The 16,076-nt window shown below is 64.4% G+C and carries 16 protein-coding genes; 13 read left to right on the top strand and 3 right to left on the bottom strand.

What is annotated here, in order from left to right; all coding sequences use genetic code 11:
* Positions 1-99 precede the first annotated feature (99 nt).
* From AC3WS4_RS21860 to AC3WS4_RS21830, 7 genes are all read left to right on the top strand, one after another.
* Positions 100-540 carry a Ros/MucR family transcriptional regulator gene (locus AC3WS4_RS21860; protein WP_056346584.1) on the top strand — a complete coding sequence of 147 codons (441 nt, stop codon included), beginning with the start codon at positions 100-102 and terminating at the stop codon, positions 538-540.
* A gap of 132 nt (positions 541-672) precedes the next feature.
* Positions 673-1,098, top strand: a complete 426-nt coding sequence (locus AC3WS4_RS21855; RefSeq protein WP_056346586.1) for a Fur family transcriptional regulator — start codon at positions 673-675, stop codon at positions 1,096-1,098.
* Positions 1,070-1,864: a lysophospholipid acyltransferase family protein gene (locus tag AC3WS4_RS21850; RefSeq protein ID WP_492742980.1), complete on the top strand. Its 795-nt coding sequence runs from the start codon at positions 1,070-1,072 to the stop codon at positions 1,862-1,864. The genes AC3WS4_RS21855 and AC3WS4_RS21850 overlap by 29 nt, the downstream gene beginning before the upstream one ends.
* Positions 1,865-1,871: 7 nt before the next feature.
* Positions 1,872-3,209 carry a tRNA (N6-isopentenyl adenosine(37)-C2)-methylthiotransferase MiaB gene (gene miaB / locus AC3WS4_RS21845; RefSeq protein ID WP_492740385.1) on the top strand — a complete coding sequence of 446 codons (1,338 nt, stop codon included), beginning with the start codon at positions 1,872-1,874 and terminating at the stop codon, positions 3,207-3,209.
* Positions 3,210-3,340: 131 nt separating this feature from the next.
* On the top strand, positions 3,341-4,348 hold the full coding sequence (locus AC3WS4_RS21840; RefSeq protein ID WP_492740384.1) for a PhoH family protein: 1,008 nt from the start codon (positions 3,341-3,343) through the stop codon (positions 4,346-4,348).
* A 321-nt stretch (positions 4,349-4,669) separates the two neighbouring features.
* The gene (locus tag AC3WS4_RS21835) at positions 4,670-6,922 is read left to right on the top strand and encodes a TonB-dependent hemoglobin/transferrin/lactoferrin family receptor (protein ID WP_492740383.1); all 2,253 of its coding nucleotides are present in this window, start codon (positions 4,670-4,672) and stop codon (positions 6,920-6,922) included.
* 20 nt (positions 6,923-6,942) lie between these two features.
* Positions 6,943-7,923 (top strand): DUF6607 family protein, encoded by a 981-nt coding sequence (locus AC3WS4_RS21830; protein ID WP_492740382.1) that lies wholly within the window; start codon positions 6,943-6,945, stop codon positions 7,921-7,923.
* Positions 7,924-7,983: 60 nt separating this feature from the next.
* Here AC3WS4_RS21830 and AC3WS4_RS21825 read toward each other — a convergent pair whose 3' ends face one another.
* A complete protein-coding gene (locus AC3WS4_RS21825) occupies positions 7,984-8,295 on the bottom strand; it encodes a hypothetical protein (protein ID WP_492740381.1) in 312 nt (103 codons plus the stop codon).
* 4 nt (positions 8,296-8,299) lie between these two features.
* The gene (locus AC3WS4_RS21820) at positions 8,300-8,680 is read right to left on the bottom strand and encodes a DoxX family protein (protein WP_056346596.1); all 381 of its coding nucleotides are present in this window, start codon (positions 8,678-8,680) and stop codon (positions 8,300-8,302) included.
* Between the two features lie 287 nt (positions 8,681-8,967).
* On the opposite strand from AC3WS4_RS21820, the gene AC3WS4_RS21815 reads away from it, so the two are divergent.
* Together AC3WS4_RS21815 and AC3WS4_RS21810 are read left to right on the top strand one after the other, a co-directional pair.
* Complete coding sequence (locus AC3WS4_RS21815) at positions 8,968-9,423, top strand: carboxymuconolactone decarboxylase family protein (protein ID WP_492740380.1); 456 nt, start codon at positions 8,968-8,970, stop codon at positions 9,421-9,423.
* The gene (locus AC3WS4_RS21810; protein WP_187141834.1) at positions 9,423-10,298 is read left to right on the top strand and encodes a sigma-70 family RNA polymerase sigma factor; all 876 of its coding nucleotides are present in this window, start codon (positions 9,423-9,425) and stop codon (positions 10,296-10,298) included. The genes AC3WS4_RS21815 and AC3WS4_RS21810 overlap by 1 nt, the downstream gene beginning before the upstream one ends.
* Positions 10,299-10,334: 36 nt before the next feature.
* Here the strand turns inward: AC3WS4_RS21810 and AC3WS4_RS21805 are convergent, their stop codons facing one another.
* On the bottom strand, positions 10,335-11,501 hold the full coding sequence (locus tag AC3WS4_RS21805) for a serine hydrolase domain-containing protein (protein WP_492740379.1): 1,167 nt from the start codon (positions 11,499-11,501) through the stop codon (positions 10,335-10,337).
* Between the two features lie 246 nt (positions 11,502-11,747).
* Here AC3WS4_RS21805 and ybeY point away from each other — a divergent pair, with 246 nt between their 5' ends.
* Genes ybeY through AC3WS4_RS21785 form a run of 4 tightly spaced genes read left to right on the top strand, consistent with a single transcriptional unit; the run spans position 11,748 to position 15,731 of the window.
* The gene (ybeY, locus tag AC3WS4_RS21800) at positions 11,748-12,254 is read left to right on the top strand and encodes an rRNA maturation RNase YbeY (protein WP_187141832.1); all 507 of its coding nucleotides are present in this window, start codon (positions 11,748-11,750) and stop codon (positions 12,252-12,254) included.
* 19 nt (positions 12,255-12,273) lie between these two features.
* Positions 12,274-13,212, top strand: coding sequence for a hemolysin family protein (locus AC3WS4_RS21795; protein WP_056346603.1), 939 nt, complete (start codon positions 12,274-12,276; stop codon positions 13,210-13,212).
* 38 nt (positions 13,213-13,250) lie between these two features.
* Positions 13,251-14,405 carry a glycosyltransferase family 4 protein gene (locus tag AC3WS4_RS21790; protein ID WP_492740378.1) on the top strand — a complete coding sequence of 385 codons (1,155 nt, stop codon included), beginning with the start codon at positions 13,251-13,253 and terminating at the stop codon, positions 14,403-14,405.
* Between the two features lie 39 nt (positions 14,406-14,444).
* Positions 14,445-15,731 carry a replication-associated recombination protein A gene (locus AC3WS4_RS21785; RefSeq protein WP_492740586.1) on the top strand — a complete coding sequence of 429 codons (1,287 nt, stop codon included), beginning with the start codon at positions 14,445-14,447 and terminating at the stop codon, positions 15,729-15,731.
* Positions 15,732-16,076: the final 345 nt, after the last annotated feature.

Raw genomic sequence — 16,076 nt, 5'->3', positions numbered from 1 at the left:
TTGCGGAAATGCTGCCAGAATGGCAGTATCCGAGCCGGATGAAGAACAGCTCCAATATTCGTCGTCCATCTTCTGGGTATATAAAAAAGGAACCGTCCCATGTCGGATCAAACCGATACCAGTGAAATGCTGGTCACGCTGACTGCTGACATCGTTGCTGCCCATGTCAGCAACAACAGTGTCGCGATTTCAGATCTTTCGGCGCTCATCAACAACGTCCACGCCGCCCTCTCCGGCCTCGGTACGCAGCCTGTCGAAGAAGAGAAGCTGGTACCGGCGGTGTCGATCCGCACCTCGGTGAAGCCCGATTACATAACCTGTCTCGAGGATGGCAAGAAGCTCAAGATGCTCCGCCGCCACCTGATGACCCATTATGGCATGACCCCCGACGACTATCGCGCCAAATGGGGCCTGCCCGCCGACTATCCGATGGTCGCCCCCAATTACGCCGAAAAACGTCGTGCGCTGGCCAAGGAAATCGGCCTCGGCACCAAGGGCCGCGGCGGCGGGCGCAAGCCCAAGGCCAAGAAAGCGGCCTGACGCGTTTCGAGCTTTGGCCTTTCAGGGCAGATGGGGGCGGTGCTGCAAGGCGCCGCCCTTGTTCTATGCGCAGGCCGTGCCTATACAGAATATAAGAACAAAGAACGGCTGCAGATTGCAGGAAAGGCCCGCATGTCCGGTACCATCGACCTCGAAGCCCTGTGCCACGAAAAGGGCCTGCGCATCACCGAGCAGCGCCGCATCATCGCGCGCGTGATCTCCGACAGCGAGGATCATCCCGACGTCGAAACGCTCTATGAGCGCGCGTCGAAGGTCGACAGCGGCATTTCGATCGCCACCGTCTATCGCACCGTTCGCCTGTTCGAAGAGGCCGGCATCCTTGATCGCCACGATTTCGGCGACGGCCGCTCGCGCTACGAAGCGGCGCCCGAGGCGCATCACGACCATCTGATCGACGTCGAAACCGGCCGGGTGATCGAATTCGTCGATCCCGAGCTCGAGGCGTTGCAGAAGGTTATCGCCGAACGCCTCGGCTTCCGCCTCGTCGACCATCGCATGGAGCTCTATGGTGTCGCCCTCGATCGCAAGCGCGACTAGACCCGCACGGGTCACCTGGCGTTCGATCGTCCGCCTCACCGCGATGGTGCTGGCGCTGCTGTTCCTGATCGTTCCGCACCTTTGTTATCGCGCCGTCGGCCGCCCGTCGCCGATGGTGATGGCGTTCCTCAACGCCGTCGGTTGGATCGCGGGGCTACGCGTCCGCACGACGGGCACGCGGCTGCGGCGCAACGTGTTGTTCGCGTCCAACCATGTCAGCTGGCTCGACATCCTCGCGCTCGGCGGCGCCGCGCGTTCGGCATTCGTGTCGAAGGCCGAGGTCGAGGGCGTGCCGCTCGTCGGCTGGCTCGCCGACCAGAACCATACGATCTATGTGCAGCGCGAGGCGAAGCGCGAAATCCACAATCAGGCGAACGACCTGCGCAACGCGCTGGCGCGCGGTCGCCCGGTGACGCTGTTTCCCGAAGGCACGACGGGCCCCGGCGACGGACTGCTGCCGTTCCGCGCTTCGCTGTTCCAGGCGGTGATCCCGACCCCGCCAAACCTGCAGATCCAGCCGGTCTTCATGGATTATGGCGCGGAATCGAACGATATCGCCTGGCTCGACCCCGAATCCGGACTCGACAATTTCAAGCGACTGCTCGCGCGCGCAAAGCCGATCCATCTTACCATCCATTACCTTGATCCGCTGCCCGCCAGCGTGACGCATGATCGCAAGGCGATCAGCGAAGCGGCGCGCGCCGCGATCGCGCAGGAAATGGCGGCGACGGCGCGGCCTTCCGCCCACGCCATGCATCGCCTATAGCGCGCCGATGAAATCCGACTCTCCGAAAACCTTCCACATCAAATCCTTCGGCTGCCAGATGAACGTCTATGACGGCGAGCGCATGGCCGAAATGCTCGGCGCGCGCGGGATGACGGCCGCTGCCGACGGTGCCGACGCCGACCTCGTCGTGCTCAACACCTGCCACATCCGCGAAAAGGCGGCCGAGAAAGTCTATTCGGACATCGGCCGGCTGAAGCGCGAGGACGGCAGCCGTCCGACGATCGCGGTCGCCGGCTGCGTTGCGCAGGCCGAGGGCGCCGAAATTGCGCGCCGCGCCCCCACCGTCGACGTCGTTGTGGGCCCGCAGGCCTATCACCGGCTGCCCGATCTGCTCGACCGCGCCGCGCGCGGCGAAAAAGCGGTCGATCTCGACATGCCGGCGATGTCGAAATTCGACGCCTTGCCCAAACGCGGCGCGGGTCAGCGCCCGACCGCCTTCCTCACCGTGCAGGAAGGCTGCGACAAATTCTGCACCTATTGCGTCGTGCCCTATACCCGCGGCGCCGAGATCAGCCGCCCCTATGCCGACCTGATCGCCGAGGCCCGCGCACTTGTCGAGGGCGGCGCCCGCGAGATCACCCTGCTCGGCCAGAACGTCAACGCATGGGACGGCGTGGATGATCGCGGCCGCGCCGTCGGCCTCGACGGACTGATCCGCGACCTCGCGCGCGTCGACGGGCTCGAACGCATTCGTTATACCACCAGCCACCCCAACGACATGACCGACGGGCTGATCGCCGCGCATGGCGAAATCCCGCAGCTCATGCCTTATCTCCACCTGCCGGTGCAGGCGGGCAGCGACCGCATCCTCGCCGCGATGAACCGCAGCCACAGCGTCGACAGCTATTTGCGCGTCATCGAACGCGTCCGCGCCGCGCGCCCCGACATCGCGATCTCGGGCGACTTCATCGTCGGCTTTCCGGGCGAGAACGAGGAAGATTTCCAGGCGACGCTCGATCTGATCCACGCGACGCGTTACGCTATGGCGTACAGCTTCAAATATTCGCGCCGCCCCGGCACCCCCGCCGCGACGATGGGCGATCAGATATCGGACGAGGTGATGCACGATCGCCTCCAGCGGCTGCAGGCCCTGCTCAACGAACAGCAGCACGCGTTCAACGCGGCGACCATCGGCAAGACCACGCACCTGCTCCTCGAACGCAAGGGCAAGCTCGACGGCCAGCTGATCGGCAAGACACCCTGGCTGCAATCGGCGCATGTCATCGCGCCGGGGCTCGCGATCGGCGACATGGTCGATGTGCGCATCGCCGCGGCCGGGCCGAACAGCCTCACCGCCGAATTGCTCGTCGAAGAGGTCGCCTAGTGCGGCGCGGGGAGGCGGTGTCGCTTTTTGGCAACGCTGCTCGCTCCTTTCGTCCTGTTCTCCTCCATCGGAGTGGACTCCGGTCTTGGCGGGAGTAGAGTCATGTCGTTGATCGAAGGAGCCTTGCCCATATGTCCAAACGCCCGCTGACCGCCGCCTCCCCCGCCGAACCCGGCGACCGCGTCCGACTGACGGCGGAATTCGAGCGAACGCAGCTTTTGGGCATTCTCTTTGGCGAATTCGATCGCAATCTTGTCGGAATAGAAAACCGGCTCGGGGTCTATATCTCGGCGCGCGGCAACCGCGTGCAGATCGAGGGCGAGGCCGAGGCCGCAGCGCGCGCCCGTGACGTGCTGGTGGACCTCTACAGCCGTATCGAACAGGGGCAGGAAGTCGACGCCGGCATGGTCGATGGCGTGATCGCGATGTCGGCACAGCCGACGCTCGACGGCATTATCCGCCACGAGGTCAACGAAGCGCCGCCGATCATGATCCGCACGCGCAAAAAGACGATCGTCCCGCGCGCGCCATCGCAAATCCCCTATATGCAGGCGCTGGCGCGCGAAGACATCATCTTCGCGCTTGGCCCGGCGGGGACCGGTAAGACCTATCTCGCGGTCGCGCAGGCGGTCGCCCAGTTGATCACCGGCAGTGTCCAGCGCCTGATCCTGTCGCGCCCCGCGGTCGAGGCGGGCGAAAAGCTCGGCTTCCTGCCCGGCGACATGAAGGAAAAGGTCGATCCCTATCTGCGCCCGCTCTACGACGCGCTCCACGATTGCCTGCCCGCCGAACAGGTTGAGCGCCGCATTGCGAGCGGCGAGATCGAGATCGCGCCGCTCGCCTTCATGCGCGGGCGGACGCTTGCCGACGCCTTCATCATCCTCGACGAGGCGCAGAACACGACGATCCCGCAGATGAAGATGTTCCTGACCCGTTTCGGCATGAACAGCCGCATGGTGATCTGCGGCGATCCGAAGCAGGTCGATCTGCCGATCCCCGCCAGCTCGGGCCTCGCCGACGCCGTCTCGCGCCTCGAAGGAGTCGAGGGCATCAACGTCAGCTATTTCACCAGCGCCGACGTCGTCCGCCACCCGATCGTCGGGCGCATCGTCGATGCCTATGAGGGGCCGGGGGCCTAACTCTTAAAGATCCTCCCTGTCGCGCAGCGATGGGAAGGGCCGCTTGCGAAGCAAGGGGTGGGGGCGGCGGCGACGGCACCGCCAATGGCCCTCCGTCCGCGCTTCGCGCTGCAAATCCCTCGTGCCTGCGGCACAGGGAGGATCATTTCCACACTTTATCGTCATTCCGACGAAGGCCGGGATGACGGCATATGGCCCGCCTTCCCCGTTTGTTCGCCGGTCTTTTGTCAATAACGAGTCGCAATAGCATATTGACCCCCTGAATTTGCGCGCCTAGACGGACGCTATTGCGAGTCAGTCGCATAAATCAGGGGAAGAAAATTGACCATCCAGCGTTCGCCGTCCGCCGCCCGTTTCTTTGTGGGCACCGCGCTCGGTCTCGCGCTCGCCGCGACCGCCGCGCCTGCCACGGCGCAGGACAATGACGGTGAATATTGGGCCGCGCGCAAGAACCAGATCGTCGTCACCGCGACGCGGACCGAGAAGAGTGTTGAGGATGTGCCGCTGACCATTTCGTTGATCACCGAAGAGCAGATCGCGAACGAACTGGCGACCGACATCCGTGACCTCATCCGCTTCGAACCCGGGGTCAGCGTCCAGCGCCAGCCCGCGCGGTTCGGCGCCGCGCTCGGCGCCACCGGCCGCGCCGGCAACGACAGCTTCAACATCCGCGGCATCGGCGGCAACCGCGTGCTGATCCAGGTCGACGGCGTGCGCGTTCCCGATGGTTTCAGCTTCGGCGCGCAGGCAGCGGGGCGCGGCGACTATGTCGACCTCGGGCTGGTGAAGTCGGTCGAAATCCTGCGCGGCCCCTCGTCGGCGCTTTACGGCAGCGACGGCCTTGCCGGCGCGGTCAGCTTCGTCACCAGCGACCCCGTCGATTTCCTGCCCGGCGGCAAATCGGTCGGCGGCCTCGTCCGCGGCGCCTATAGCAGCGCCGACGACGAGTTCAGCGAAACCGCGATCCTCGCGGGGCGCAGCGGCGACTGGTCGGTGATGGCCGCCTATACGCGCCGCGACTGGCAGGAACTCGACAACAAGGGCAGTGTCGGCGGTTTCGGCAGCCTGCGCACCGAGCCCAATCCGCAGGACGGCCGCTCGAACGCCGCGCTGGCGCGGATCGTCTATGATCCCGCCAGCGGCCACAAGCTGCGCCTGACCGGCGAATATCTCGACACCCACCTCTACACCAACGGCCTCACCGGGCGCAGCACCACCGTCGACCGCCTCGAAGGCTTCGACAGCGGCGAACGCAAGCGCGTCTCGCTCGACTGGAGCTGGGAAGGCGAGGGGCTGATCGATTTTGCCCGCGTCGCGCTGTACTGGCAGGACGGCGAGGACAATCAATACACCGAGGAAGACCGCACCCCCGCCGCCGACCGCACCCGCCTCAACACCTTCGAGAACCGGGTGATCGGTGCCGCCGCCGATGCCCGCGCCGATTTCAACACGGGCGCGATCACGCATCGCATCGTTTTCGGCGGCGACATCAGCAAGACGCGGCAGCGCGGCCTGCGCGACGGCACCGTGCCGCCGGCGGGCGAGGTGTTCCCGACCCGCGCCTTCCCGACCACCGATTTCACCCGCGCCGGGCTGTTCGTCGGCGACGAGATCGGCATCGCCGGCGGCGCGTTGACGCTTTATCCGGCGTTGCGCTTCGACTGGTACGACCTGTCGCCCCGCACCGATCCGCTACTCCCGACCTTCGCGGGCGCCGGACAGGATGGTTCGCGCGTTTCGCCCAAATTCGGCGCGGTCTGGAAGGTCACCGACCAGGTGCGGCTGTTCGCCAATTATGCGACCGGCTTCAAGGCGCCCGAACCCGGGCAGGTCAATCAGTTCTTCGAAAATCTCGCCTTCGGCTATACCTCGGCTCCGAACCCCGACCTCGGCCCCGAACGCAGCGAAAGCTTCGAGGGCGGGCTGCGCTTTTCCAGCGACCATGTCAGCCTCGACCTGACGGGCTTCACGTCGCGCTACAAGGATTTCATCAGCCAGGAAGTGGTGAGCGGCAGCTTCACGCCCGCCGACCCCGCCGTCTATCAATTCGTGAATCTCGATCGTGTCCGGGTCAAGGGGGCCGAGGCACGCTTCGAGGGGCGAGCGTCGTCCGGCCTCTATACGACGCTCGCCCTATCCTATGCGACGGGCGATGTGATCGAACCCAATGGCGCGCGCAGCCCGTTGTCGACGATCGACCCGCTCAAGCTCGTCGCCGGCGTCGGCTATCGCGAGCGCACCGGGCGCTTCGGTGGCCAGATCATCATGACCCACAGCGCGCGCAAGGAAGCGTCGCGGGCCGACGGCGTCTGCACCCCGCAATGCTATCGTCCCGACGCCTTCACCATCCTCGACGCAACCGCCTTCGTGCGGCTGATGGACGGGCTGACGCTGCGCGCCGGCGTCTTCAACATCCTCGACAAGAAATACAGCTGGTGGAGCGACGTGCGCGGACTCGCGCTGGTGTCGTCGGTGCCCGCGACGGTCCCCGCGACCTACGTCACGCCGGCCACCGCCGATGCCTATACCCAGCCGGGCCGCAACGCGAGCGTGTCGCTGAGCTTCCGCTTCTGACCACAAGAAGGACTGCACCGATGAAGAAAACATATCGTTCGCTCGCCGCCGGCCTGTTGCTGCTCTCCGCCGCGCTGCCGGTCGCGGCGCTCGCCCACCCGCCGATCGCCGCCGACGCCGCCGCAGCGAATTTCGAACAGGACCGCGCCGATATCCTCGCGATGGCGGGCAATTACCGCGTCAGCTTCAACATGCAGGAATCGACGCGCTGGGACCCGAATTACGAGGTGCTCGAGCCGAAGCGTTCGGGCGGCAACGAGGTCGTCCGCGTGATCGAGGACACGGGGCGCAAGATCGTGCTCCAGCACATGCTCGTCATCACCGGCGACGACGACAAGAGCATGATCATCAAGCATTGGCGCCAGGACTGGGAATATGAACCCGCCAGGGTACTCGTCTATTCGGACCGCAACACATGGACGTGGGAAGACGTCCCCGAGAAGATGCGCACCGGCCGCTGGTCGCAGACGGTCTATCAGGTCGACGACAGCCCGCGCTATGCCGGCTGGGGTCAGTATGAAACGCAGGGCGGCGTCCGCCGCTGGCGCTCGAACTGGACCTGGCGCCCGCTCGCCCGCCGCGATGCCGTGCGCAATCCGGTCTATGATCGCTATCTCTCGATCAACCGCCACCAGCCCTCGCCCGACGGCTGGGTCCATTGGCAGGACAACACCAAGATGGGGATCAAGGACGGCAAGCTGGTGCCGATCGTCCAGGAATATGTCCTCAATACCTATATCAAATATGACCAGTATGACGTGAAGGCCGCCGACGATTATTGGGCCGCCACGAAAGACTATTGGGCGGCCGTCCGTGCCGAATGGGACCGCGTCGCCGCCACCAAGGGCGGCATCGCGATCCAGGAGGAAGCACAGACCGGTACCGTGATCAGCGGCCGCCTGCTCGATATGGCGAACGAGATCCAGGACAAGACGCTGACGACCGCGAAGGCGATCGAAGAAGCGAAGAAACTGATCGAGACGAACACTCGCAAGCTTTGACGACCTTCACCATGTGAAGCCCGCACCTCAAGGGGCGGTCCGCAAGGGGCCGCCCCATTTTTATGCGTCGGCTTGATGGTTTCGGCCACAATGCCCACAAGTTCGGCGTGGCCATGGCGTCGCCCAAGCGAACAGGCTTTTGCGGCTCAGGAACGGCGACAAACCGCAGTCAGGGCAGCGAAAGAGATGCATCGAGGCGACGCCGTGGCCCAGCCAGAACATCATGCCGGCAATAATGCCCGGCCGGCCGAAGTGGCGATCCAACAATGCCATCCAGATCGGGAAGGTCAGGAATACCGATAGCGTCCAAAACATGAACAGCCGCGCCTTGTTGTAAAGTGACGGCCTCATCGGTTTCGAATTGCCCGCCATTCGCCTATTTCTTCATCGCCCCGTCAGCGCTCCAGATGCCCGCACCGCGCGCCGCGATGAACAGGAACAGGAAGCAGTAGAGCACGATGGTCTCGCCGCCGTTGGCGATGGGGAAGGGGCCTTGCGTGCCATGCGCGACCCAGTAACCGACCGCCGACATGCCGCTCGCGATGAAGGCGGCGGGACGGGTGAGCACGCCGATGACGATCAGGGTGCCCGCGACCAGTTCGATCGCGCCCGCCGCGGTCAGCATCGGGTTGAGCGGCATCGGGAAAGGCGCCGGGAAGTTCAGGAATTTCTGCACGCCATGCGCCAGGAACAACAGGCCCGCGACGATGCGCAGCAGCGCATAGGCCTGTTCGGTGAAGCCATCGAGAAATTTCATGATCGCGTACCCCTCGCTTGTTGAATGAGGGGCGGATGCTAGTTCAGCTTTCGCTTCCGTCAAAGCGCCATTCTCGCAACCCAGCGTTTCCGATCCTCCCTGTCGCGAAGCGATGAGGAGGGGCCAGCAACGTCGGCGTCATCGCCCCTCCGTCAGCGCTGCGCGCTGCCACCTCCCCATGGCTTCGCCACAGGGAGGATTTGATGACCCGAATTTTTTCGTGCCCCATGTCACATCCGCCGATCCTGTCTCGTCATGTCCGTACAACCCACACAAGGAGACCGACGATGACCAAGGTAACCGACCCCTATGCCGCCGCCCCGCAGTTGATGAAGCAGTGGACGGCCTTTTCGATGGTCGCGCAGAACAGCCTCGAGCCGAGCCTGATCGAACTGGTGAAGATCCGTTCGTCGATCCTCAACGGCTGCGCCAACTGCATCAACATGCACACGGTTGAAGCGCGCGCCAAGGGCGAGGCCGAGCAGCGCATCTACCTGCTATCGGCCTGGCACGAAGCTCCCGTTTATACGCCCCGCGAACGCGCGGCGCTCGCCTGGACCGACGCCTTGACCACGGTCGCGCAGGGGCACACACAGAAGGCGGTCAAGGATGAACTCGAAGCGCATTTCACGCCGGAGGAACAGGTGAAGTTGACCCTGATGATCAACGTCATCAACGGCTGGAACCGCCTCGCGGTCGGCTTCGATCTCTGGTACGACATGCCCGCGGCGAAGGCGGCCTGATGCCCGCCGAGGGCATCCATGACGCCAACGATGCGGCGGACGCGGCGGCCGGTTTCGATCCGCTGCGTCCGCTCCTCACCCGCGTCGCCTATCGCATGCTCGGCTCGGTCGCCGATGCCGAGGATGTGGTGCAGGATGCCTTCCTCCGCTGGCTCGGCACCGACCGCAGCGAAGTGCGCGAACCCGCCGCCTTCCTGCGGCGCACCGTCACCCGCCTCTGCCTCGACCAGATCAAGTCGGCGAAGAACCGGCGCGAGACCTATATCGGCCCCTGGCTTCCCGACCCGCTGGTCGAAGAAGAGGAAGAGGACGACGTCACCCTGCCGCTGATGCTCGCGCTCGAACGCCTGTCGCCGCTCGAACGCGCCGCCTTCCTGCTCCACGATGTTTTCGGAGTGGGGTTCGACGAAGTCGCGAAGACGATCGACCGCGATCCCGCTGCGACGCGCCAGCTCGCGGCCCGCGCCCGCACCCATGTCCGCGACGCCCGCCCGCGCTACAAGCTGGAAAAGGAGCAGGGGCTAGAGATCGCCAACGCCTTTTTCGCGGCGTCGCGCAGCGGCGACATGGGGGCATTGGGCGCTCTGCTCGCCGCCGATGTCGGCATGTGGGCCGACGGCGGCGGCAAGCGCCCCGCCGCGATGGGGCCGGTTCTGGGCCATGATATCGTGATGAAGCTGCACCGCAGCCTCGCGGTGCTGTTCGGAAAATATGGCTCGACCCTGGTCCACACCGGCACGATCAACGGCCTGCCGGGTTTCGTGACGCGCGAGGCCGATGGCGAGTTCCAGACCACCGCGCTGGAGATCGAGGATGGCAAGGTCACCGCCATCTATGTGATGCGCAACCCCGACAAGCTGAAGCATATGCATTGAATGGCGGCCTTCCTCTCGTTGAGGGAGGTGCCGGTGTCACTGTTCGGCGGCGAGCCCGGGGATATAGTGCGAAGCAATCTTGTCGACGAACTTCTCCGGCGAAGCGCCCATCAGGTTCGTCAGGACCACAACGCTCAGGTCGTCCTCGGGATAAATGAACACGGTGGCGCGCGCTCCGCCGGTCAGGGCAAGTGCGGGATGCTCAGCGCGCCGCACCGATGGCCAACCCAAGCCATAGCCATTGATGAAAGCGTTGAAGCCGCGATAGCTGCCATCTTTTTGCGGCTGTGGTTTCCAGAGCTCCTCAAGGCTGCTCTTGTTGACCAATTGCAATTTCTGGATCGCAATAACCCATTTCGCCAAATCAATGGCCGTGGATTGGATGCCACCGATCGGGAGCAATTGCGCGGACGTCCATGCTTCCTGACGCACAAACGCGGTTTCACTGCGATCAGCGCCGACCGTTCTCATCCCGTCAAACTTCAGCGTCAAATGCGTATAGAGTTCAGCCAGGTCGGGGTTGGTCGAGACAGGATAGGCAAAGCGGGTCTGCTTCATGCCCACTTTATCAAACTGCCGATCGCGCACGAAATCGGAAAAGGATTTCCCTGAAAGCTTCTCGATGATTTTCCCCATCGCGACATAGTTGGTCTGGCTATATCGATATCCCGCTCCCGGCGGAAAGGTCAGGGGATTTTGCTGCACCCTTGCCCAGGAGGCATCCGGGTCAACGAGGCCGTCAATCGGCCGGGTATTGTCATCCACAATTTCGGGCAGCCCGGATGTATGGGTGAGAGCTTGCCGGATGGTGACACCGCTCCAAGCTTCCGGAAGTTCTTCGAGATAGGTTGAGATTGGCGCATCAAGATCAAGCTTGCCCGCTTCGACAAGCTGCATTGCCGCAACACCGGTAACGGCCTTGCTGATCGAATTGATGCGGAAAATGGTTTTGTTCGTGACGGGGGCTGATGTTTCCCTGTTGGCCAGACCATAGGCACCCGTGAAAACGATCTTGCCATCTTGCACTATCGCCAATTGCAGTCCGGGAATGTCACGCGCGGTCATCTCGCTTTGGAGCAGTTGTTCGATCGCGGCTGTCTTGTTGTCTGCTTCGGTGACCGGCGTCGTGCGGGCGTTTGCGCTGTTGGCAAGGCCGCCCATGGCCGCAATCAGACCGATTGCGGCGGAAATTTTGTTCAGCATCTATTTTGGCGATCCAAAGCTGGAGGAATGTATCGGCTGCTAGTGTGTATTGCCATATCCATACACCGTCGCAGCCGTCAAGGGTGACGGCCGGGCAACTTTTTCGCTGTCCTACATCGCACCGTCGTTATAGCGTCCAGCGATGATCCATATCGACCTTCGATCCCCTTCGTCCGCCGCCCGGAAAATGCGATTCCAGAGTGAAGTTTCTCGGTTTTCCGTCATAACCTCGCTGCGGGAATTTTCATGCTGACCGTCGAAACCCATGCCGCGACGCCGTGGCCCGACGCCTTCGATTGGGAGGCGCGCGCCGCCGAGGCGGTGGCGGCGGCGCTGGCGCTGACCCCTTTTGCATCGCTTGCCGACGCCGCGCCGCTCGTCGAAGTCGCGGTGCGCCTCACCGACGATGCCGAGGTGCACCAGCTCAACCGCGATTTTCGCGGCAAGGACAGGCCGACCAACGTGCTGTCCTTTCCGCAGGTGCAGGACGACCTGCTCGAAAGCCTGGCGAACAGCGACGACGGCGAAATCCTGCTCGGCGACATCGTGCTGGCGCGCGAAACCTGCGCGCGCGAGGCCGAAGAGAAGGGGATTTCGCTGGAGGATCATGCGACGCATCTGATCGTCCACGGCGCGCTCCACCTCGTCGGTTACGACCATATGGACGATGCCAGCGCCGGCGCGATGGAGGCGCTCGAAGTGAAAGCGCTTGCATCGCTGGGCCTCGCCAATCCATATGCGGATGAGATTTAGCAGGGAAACACGACACATCATGCCCGACGACCAGGGGTCTTCGAACCGATCGGAAGAGGACAGTAGTAGACCCGGCCTGTTGGCCGGACTGAAGACATTGCTGTTCGGCGGCGACAAGGAGCCGTCGCTGCGCGAGCAGATCGAAGAGGTCATCGACGAGGCCGAGGAAGAAGGGCAGGAGCGGCGCGGCAGCAGCGTCGTCGGCGACCTTTCGCCGATCGAGCGCAAGATGCTCCGCAATCTCCTGCATTTCGGCGAGCAGACCGTCGATGACGTCGCGGTGCCGCGCGGCGAGATCATCGCGATCGACGAAAGCGCCAGCTTTGAAGCGGTCGTCGCGCTGTTCGCCGAGGCCGGGCACAGCCGCCTGCCGGTCTACCGCGAAAATCTCGACGAGGTCGTCGGCATGATCCACATCAAGGACGTCTTCGCGGTGCTGGCGGAAAAGCGCGCGCCGCCGCCCTTGCTCGACCTGATCCGCCAGCCGCTGTACGTGCCGCAATCGATGGGCGTGCTCGACCTGCTCGCCGACATGCGCGCCCAGCGCACCCATCTCGCCATCGTGATCGACGAATATTCGGGCACCGAAGGTCTTGTCACCATCGAGGACCTCGTCGAGGAAATCGTCGGCGAGATCGAGGACGAGCATGACGATGAGCCGGTGCTGCTGTTCACGCCGGGCGAAAACGGCTGCTGGGACGCCGACGCACGCGCCGAACTCGACGACATCGGCGAAGCGATCGACCCGCGGCTTGCCGAGATCGAGGAAGATGTCGACACGCTGGGCGGCCTGTCGGCGGTGCTCGCGGGGCATGTTCCCGAGGTCGGCGAAATCCTTGTCCATCCGAGCGGCTGGCGGATCGAGGTGACCGAGGCCGACGAACGTCGCGTCCATCGCCTGCGCCTGCATCCGCCGGTCGTGGTCGAACTCGAGGCGCCGTCGGAGACCGGCGACTAAGATTGCCTTTGCCTGCCGAGACGATTAGCGGAGGCGGGATGGAAATTTCCGATCTCCGCATCGCGCTGTTCAGCGGCAATTACAACATGACCGTCGATGGCGCCAACAAGGCGCTCAACCGGCTCGTCGGCTATCTGCTCAGCCAGGGCGCGGCGGTGCGCGTCTATTCGCCGACCGTCGCCAATCCCGATTTCGAGCCGACCGGCGACCTGGTCAGCGTGCCGTCGATGGCGATCCCGAACCGCCCCGAATATCGGATCCCGCTCCATTTTTCGGGCCGCGTGCGCGAGGATCTCGCCGCATTCGCCCCGAACATCATGCATATTTCCAGCCCCGACCGCGTCTGCCGTCAGGCCGCGGCCTGGGCGCGCCGCCGCCGCCTGCCGGTCGCCTGTTCGGTGCACACCCGCTTCGAAACCTATTTCCGCTATTACAACCTCTCGTTCATCGAACCGGTGATCGTCGCCTGGCTGCGCAAGCTCTACCGCAAATGCGATGCGCTGATCGCGCCGTCCGAAAGCTTCGCGCAGGTGCTGCGCGAGCAACGGATGAATTACGACATCGGCATCTGGACACGCGGGGTCGAGCGCGACGTGTTCAATCCCGGGCGGCGTGACAACAGCTGGCGGCAAAGCTGGGGCATCGCCGACGATGTCCCCGTCGTCGCCTTCCTCGGCCGGCTGGTGATGGAAAAGGGGCTCGACGTCTTCGCCGACGCGATCGACCAGCTCAACCGCCGCAAGGTGCGGCACGAGGTGGTGGTGATCGGCGAGGGCCCCGCCGGCGACTGGTTCGAATCGCGCCTGCCCGACGCCAAATTCGTCGGGTTTCAGGGCGGTCAGGACCTCGCCCGCGCGCTCGCCTCGTGCGATGTCTTCTTCAATCCCTCGGTCACCGAAACCTTCGGCAATGTGACGCTCGAGGCGATGGCGTGCGGGCTGCCGGTGGTGGCGGCGCGCGCGACGGGCAGCGCGAGCATCGTCAAGCATGGCGTGACGGGCTATCTCGTGTCGCCGGGATTGATCACCGGCTTCGCCGACCATCTGCAGCATTATTGCCAGGATGTCGGCCTGCGCGCCAAGCACGGCGCGGCGGCACTCGTCGAGAGCCATCACTATCAATGGGACGCGATCAACCAGACGGTCGCCGACACCTATATCCGGCTGATCCGGCAGAAACAGCGGCGGGGATAGGCGGCGGTGGCCGACGACCTGTTCGGTGACGATGCGCCGATGCGCGCCGCCGGCGGCCCGCTAGGCACGGCACCCCTCGCCGAACGGCTGCGTCCCAGGATCTTGTCCGAAGTCGTCGGGCAGGAACATCTGACCGGGTCCGACGGCGCGATCGGGCGGATGGTTGCCGCGGGCCAATTGTCGTCGATCATCCTGTGGGGTCCCCCAGGCACCGGCAAGACGACGATCGCGCGGCTGCTGGCGGAAGCGGTCGGCATGCGGTTCGCGCCGCTGTCGGCGGTCTTCTCGGGCGTCGCCGACCTCAAAAAGGTGTTCGCCGATGCCGAAAAGATGGCGGCGGCGGGCAAGCGCACCCTGCTCTTCGTGGACGAAATCCATCGCTTCAACCGGGCGCAGCAGGACGGTTTCCTGCCCTATGTCGAGCGCGGCACCGTGGTGCTCGTCGGCGCGACGACCGAGAACCCCAGCTTTGCCCTGAACGCCGCGTTGCTCAGCCGCGCGCAGGTGCTCGTCCTCCACCGGCTCGACCAGACGGCGATGGCGACCTTGCTGGGCCGTGCCGAGGAAGAGGTGGGCAAACCGCTGCCGCTGACCGATGCGGCGCGCGAGGCGCTGACCGCCAGCGCCGACGGCGACGGGCGTTTCCTGCTCAACCAGGTCGAGACATTGTTCGCGGCGGGCATCGCCGAGCCGCTCGACCCGGCGGCGCTCGCGCAGCTGCTCCACCGCCGCATGCCGGTTTACGACAAGGACCGCGACGGCCATTACAATCTGATCAGCGCGCTCCACAAGGCGCTGCGAGGGTCCGACCCGCAGGCCGCGCTTTATTATATGGCGCGCATGCTCGTCGCGGGCGAGGAGCCGCTCTATGTGCTGCGCCGCCTCGTGCGCTTCGCGAGCGAGGATGTGGGCCTCGCCGACCCGCAGGCGCTGGTGCAATGCCTCGCCGCGAAGGACGCGTACCAGTTTCTCGGCTCGCCCGAAGGCGAACTGGCGATCGTGCAGGCGTGCCTCTATCTTGCCACCGCGCCCAAATCGAACGCGGCCTATGCCGCGCAGAAAGCCGCCTTCGCCTCGGCGCGCGACACCGGCAGTCTCGCGCCGCCCGCGAACATCCTCAACGCCCCGACCAAGCTGATGAAGGACTTGGGGTACGGCGCGGGTTATGAATATGACCATGATGCCGAGGGCGGCTTTTCGGGCGCCGACTATTGGCCCGAGGAGATGGGGCCGCAGACCTATTACCGCCCGACCGACCGCGGCTTCGAAAAACGCATCGCCGAGCGGCTGGCTTGGTGGGACGAACAAAGGAAGGCGCGGGGGTGAGGACGGCTTTAGCAGCCCCAATGTTGGTCATCCCCGCGAAAGCGGGGACCCAGAGCGTCCTTAGGCTGACCCCACACTGGGTTCCCGCTTTCGCGGGAATGACAAGGTAAGGGAGTGACCGCTACCGTCCGCTCGTCCCCGCAAAAACCGCTTTCCTAATAAATCCCGGCATGATCTACCCTGTGGGATGACGGTGCCGCTTATCCCGAACTGCTTGCTGCTGGCCACCTCGGTCTACACCGGTCTTAAAGCGACAAAGGAGACATTTCGGACGCGTGCTTGCGTATCCTTTGTCTCCTTAAGGCGCGCTTGCCTCGGTCGCTGCTTCGCCTTAGCCATCGCATC

The organism is Sphingopyxis sp. EU05-FHT14B03, from assembly GCF_058790875.1.
Note: the sequence above shows the minus strand (reverse complement) of the source record. Positions and strands in the feature narration are given on the sequence as shown.

Excerpts from the sequence above, each read along its gene's own strand:
- AC3WS4_RS21840 (WP_492740384.1), top strand. The coding sequence starts at position 3,341 with ATGTCCAAACGCCCGCTGACCGCCGCCTCCCCCGCCGAACCCGGCGAC.
- AC3WS4_RS21810 (WP_187141834.1), top strand. The coding sequence starts at position 9,423 with ATGCCCGCCGAGGGCATCCATGACGCCAACGATGCGGCGGACGCGGCG.
- AC3WS4_RS21830 (WP_492740382.1), top strand. The coding sequence starts at position 6,943 with ATGAAGAAAACATATCGTTCGCTCGCCGCCGGCCTGTTGCTGCTCTCC.
- AC3WS4_RS21815 (WP_492740380.1), top strand. The coding sequence starts at position 8,968 with ATGACCAAGGTAACCGACCCCTATGCCGCCGCCCCGCAGTTGATGAAG.
- AC3WS4_RS21805 (WP_492740379.1), bottom strand. The coding sequence starts at position 11,501 with ATGCTGAACAAAATTTCCGCCGCAATCGGTCTGATTGCGGCCATGGGC.
- miaB (WP_492740385.1), top strand. The coding sequence starts at position 1,872 with ATGAAATCCGACTCTCCGAAAACCTTCCACATCAAATCCTTCGGCTGC.
- AC3WS4_RS21860 (WP_056346584.1), top strand. The coding sequence starts at position 100 with ATGTCGGATCAAACCGATACCAGTGAAATGCTGGTCACGCTGACTGCT.
- AC3WS4_RS21795 (WP_056346603.1), top strand. The coding sequence starts at position 12,274 with ATGCCCGACGACCAGGGGTCTTCGAACCGATCGGAAGAGGACAGTAGT.
- AC3WS4_RS21785 (WP_492740586.1), top strand. The coding sequence starts at position 14,445 with ATGCGCGCCGCCGGCGGCCCGCTAGGCACGGCACCCCTCGCCGAACGG.
- AC3WS4_RS21825 (WP_492740381.1), bottom strand. The coding sequence starts at position 8,295 with ATGGCGGGCAATTCGAAACCGATGAGGCCGTCACTTTACAACAAGGCG.
- AC3WS4_RS21855 (WP_056346586.1), top strand. The coding sequence starts at position 673 with ATGTCCGGTACCATCGACCTCGAAGCCCTGTGCCACGAAAAGGGCCTG.
- AC3WS4_RS21790 (WP_492740378.1), top strand. The coding sequence starts at position 13,251 with ATGGAAATTTCCGATCTCCGCATCGCGCTGTTCAGCGGCAATTACAAC.
- AC3WS4_RS21820 (WP_056346596.1), bottom strand. The coding sequence starts at position 8,680 with ATGAAATTTCTCGATGGCTTCACCGAACAGGCCTATGCGCTGCTGCGC.
- ybeY (WP_187141832.1), top strand. The coding sequence starts at position 11,748 with ATGCTGACCGTCGAAACCCATGCCGCGACGCCGTGGCCCGACGCCTTC.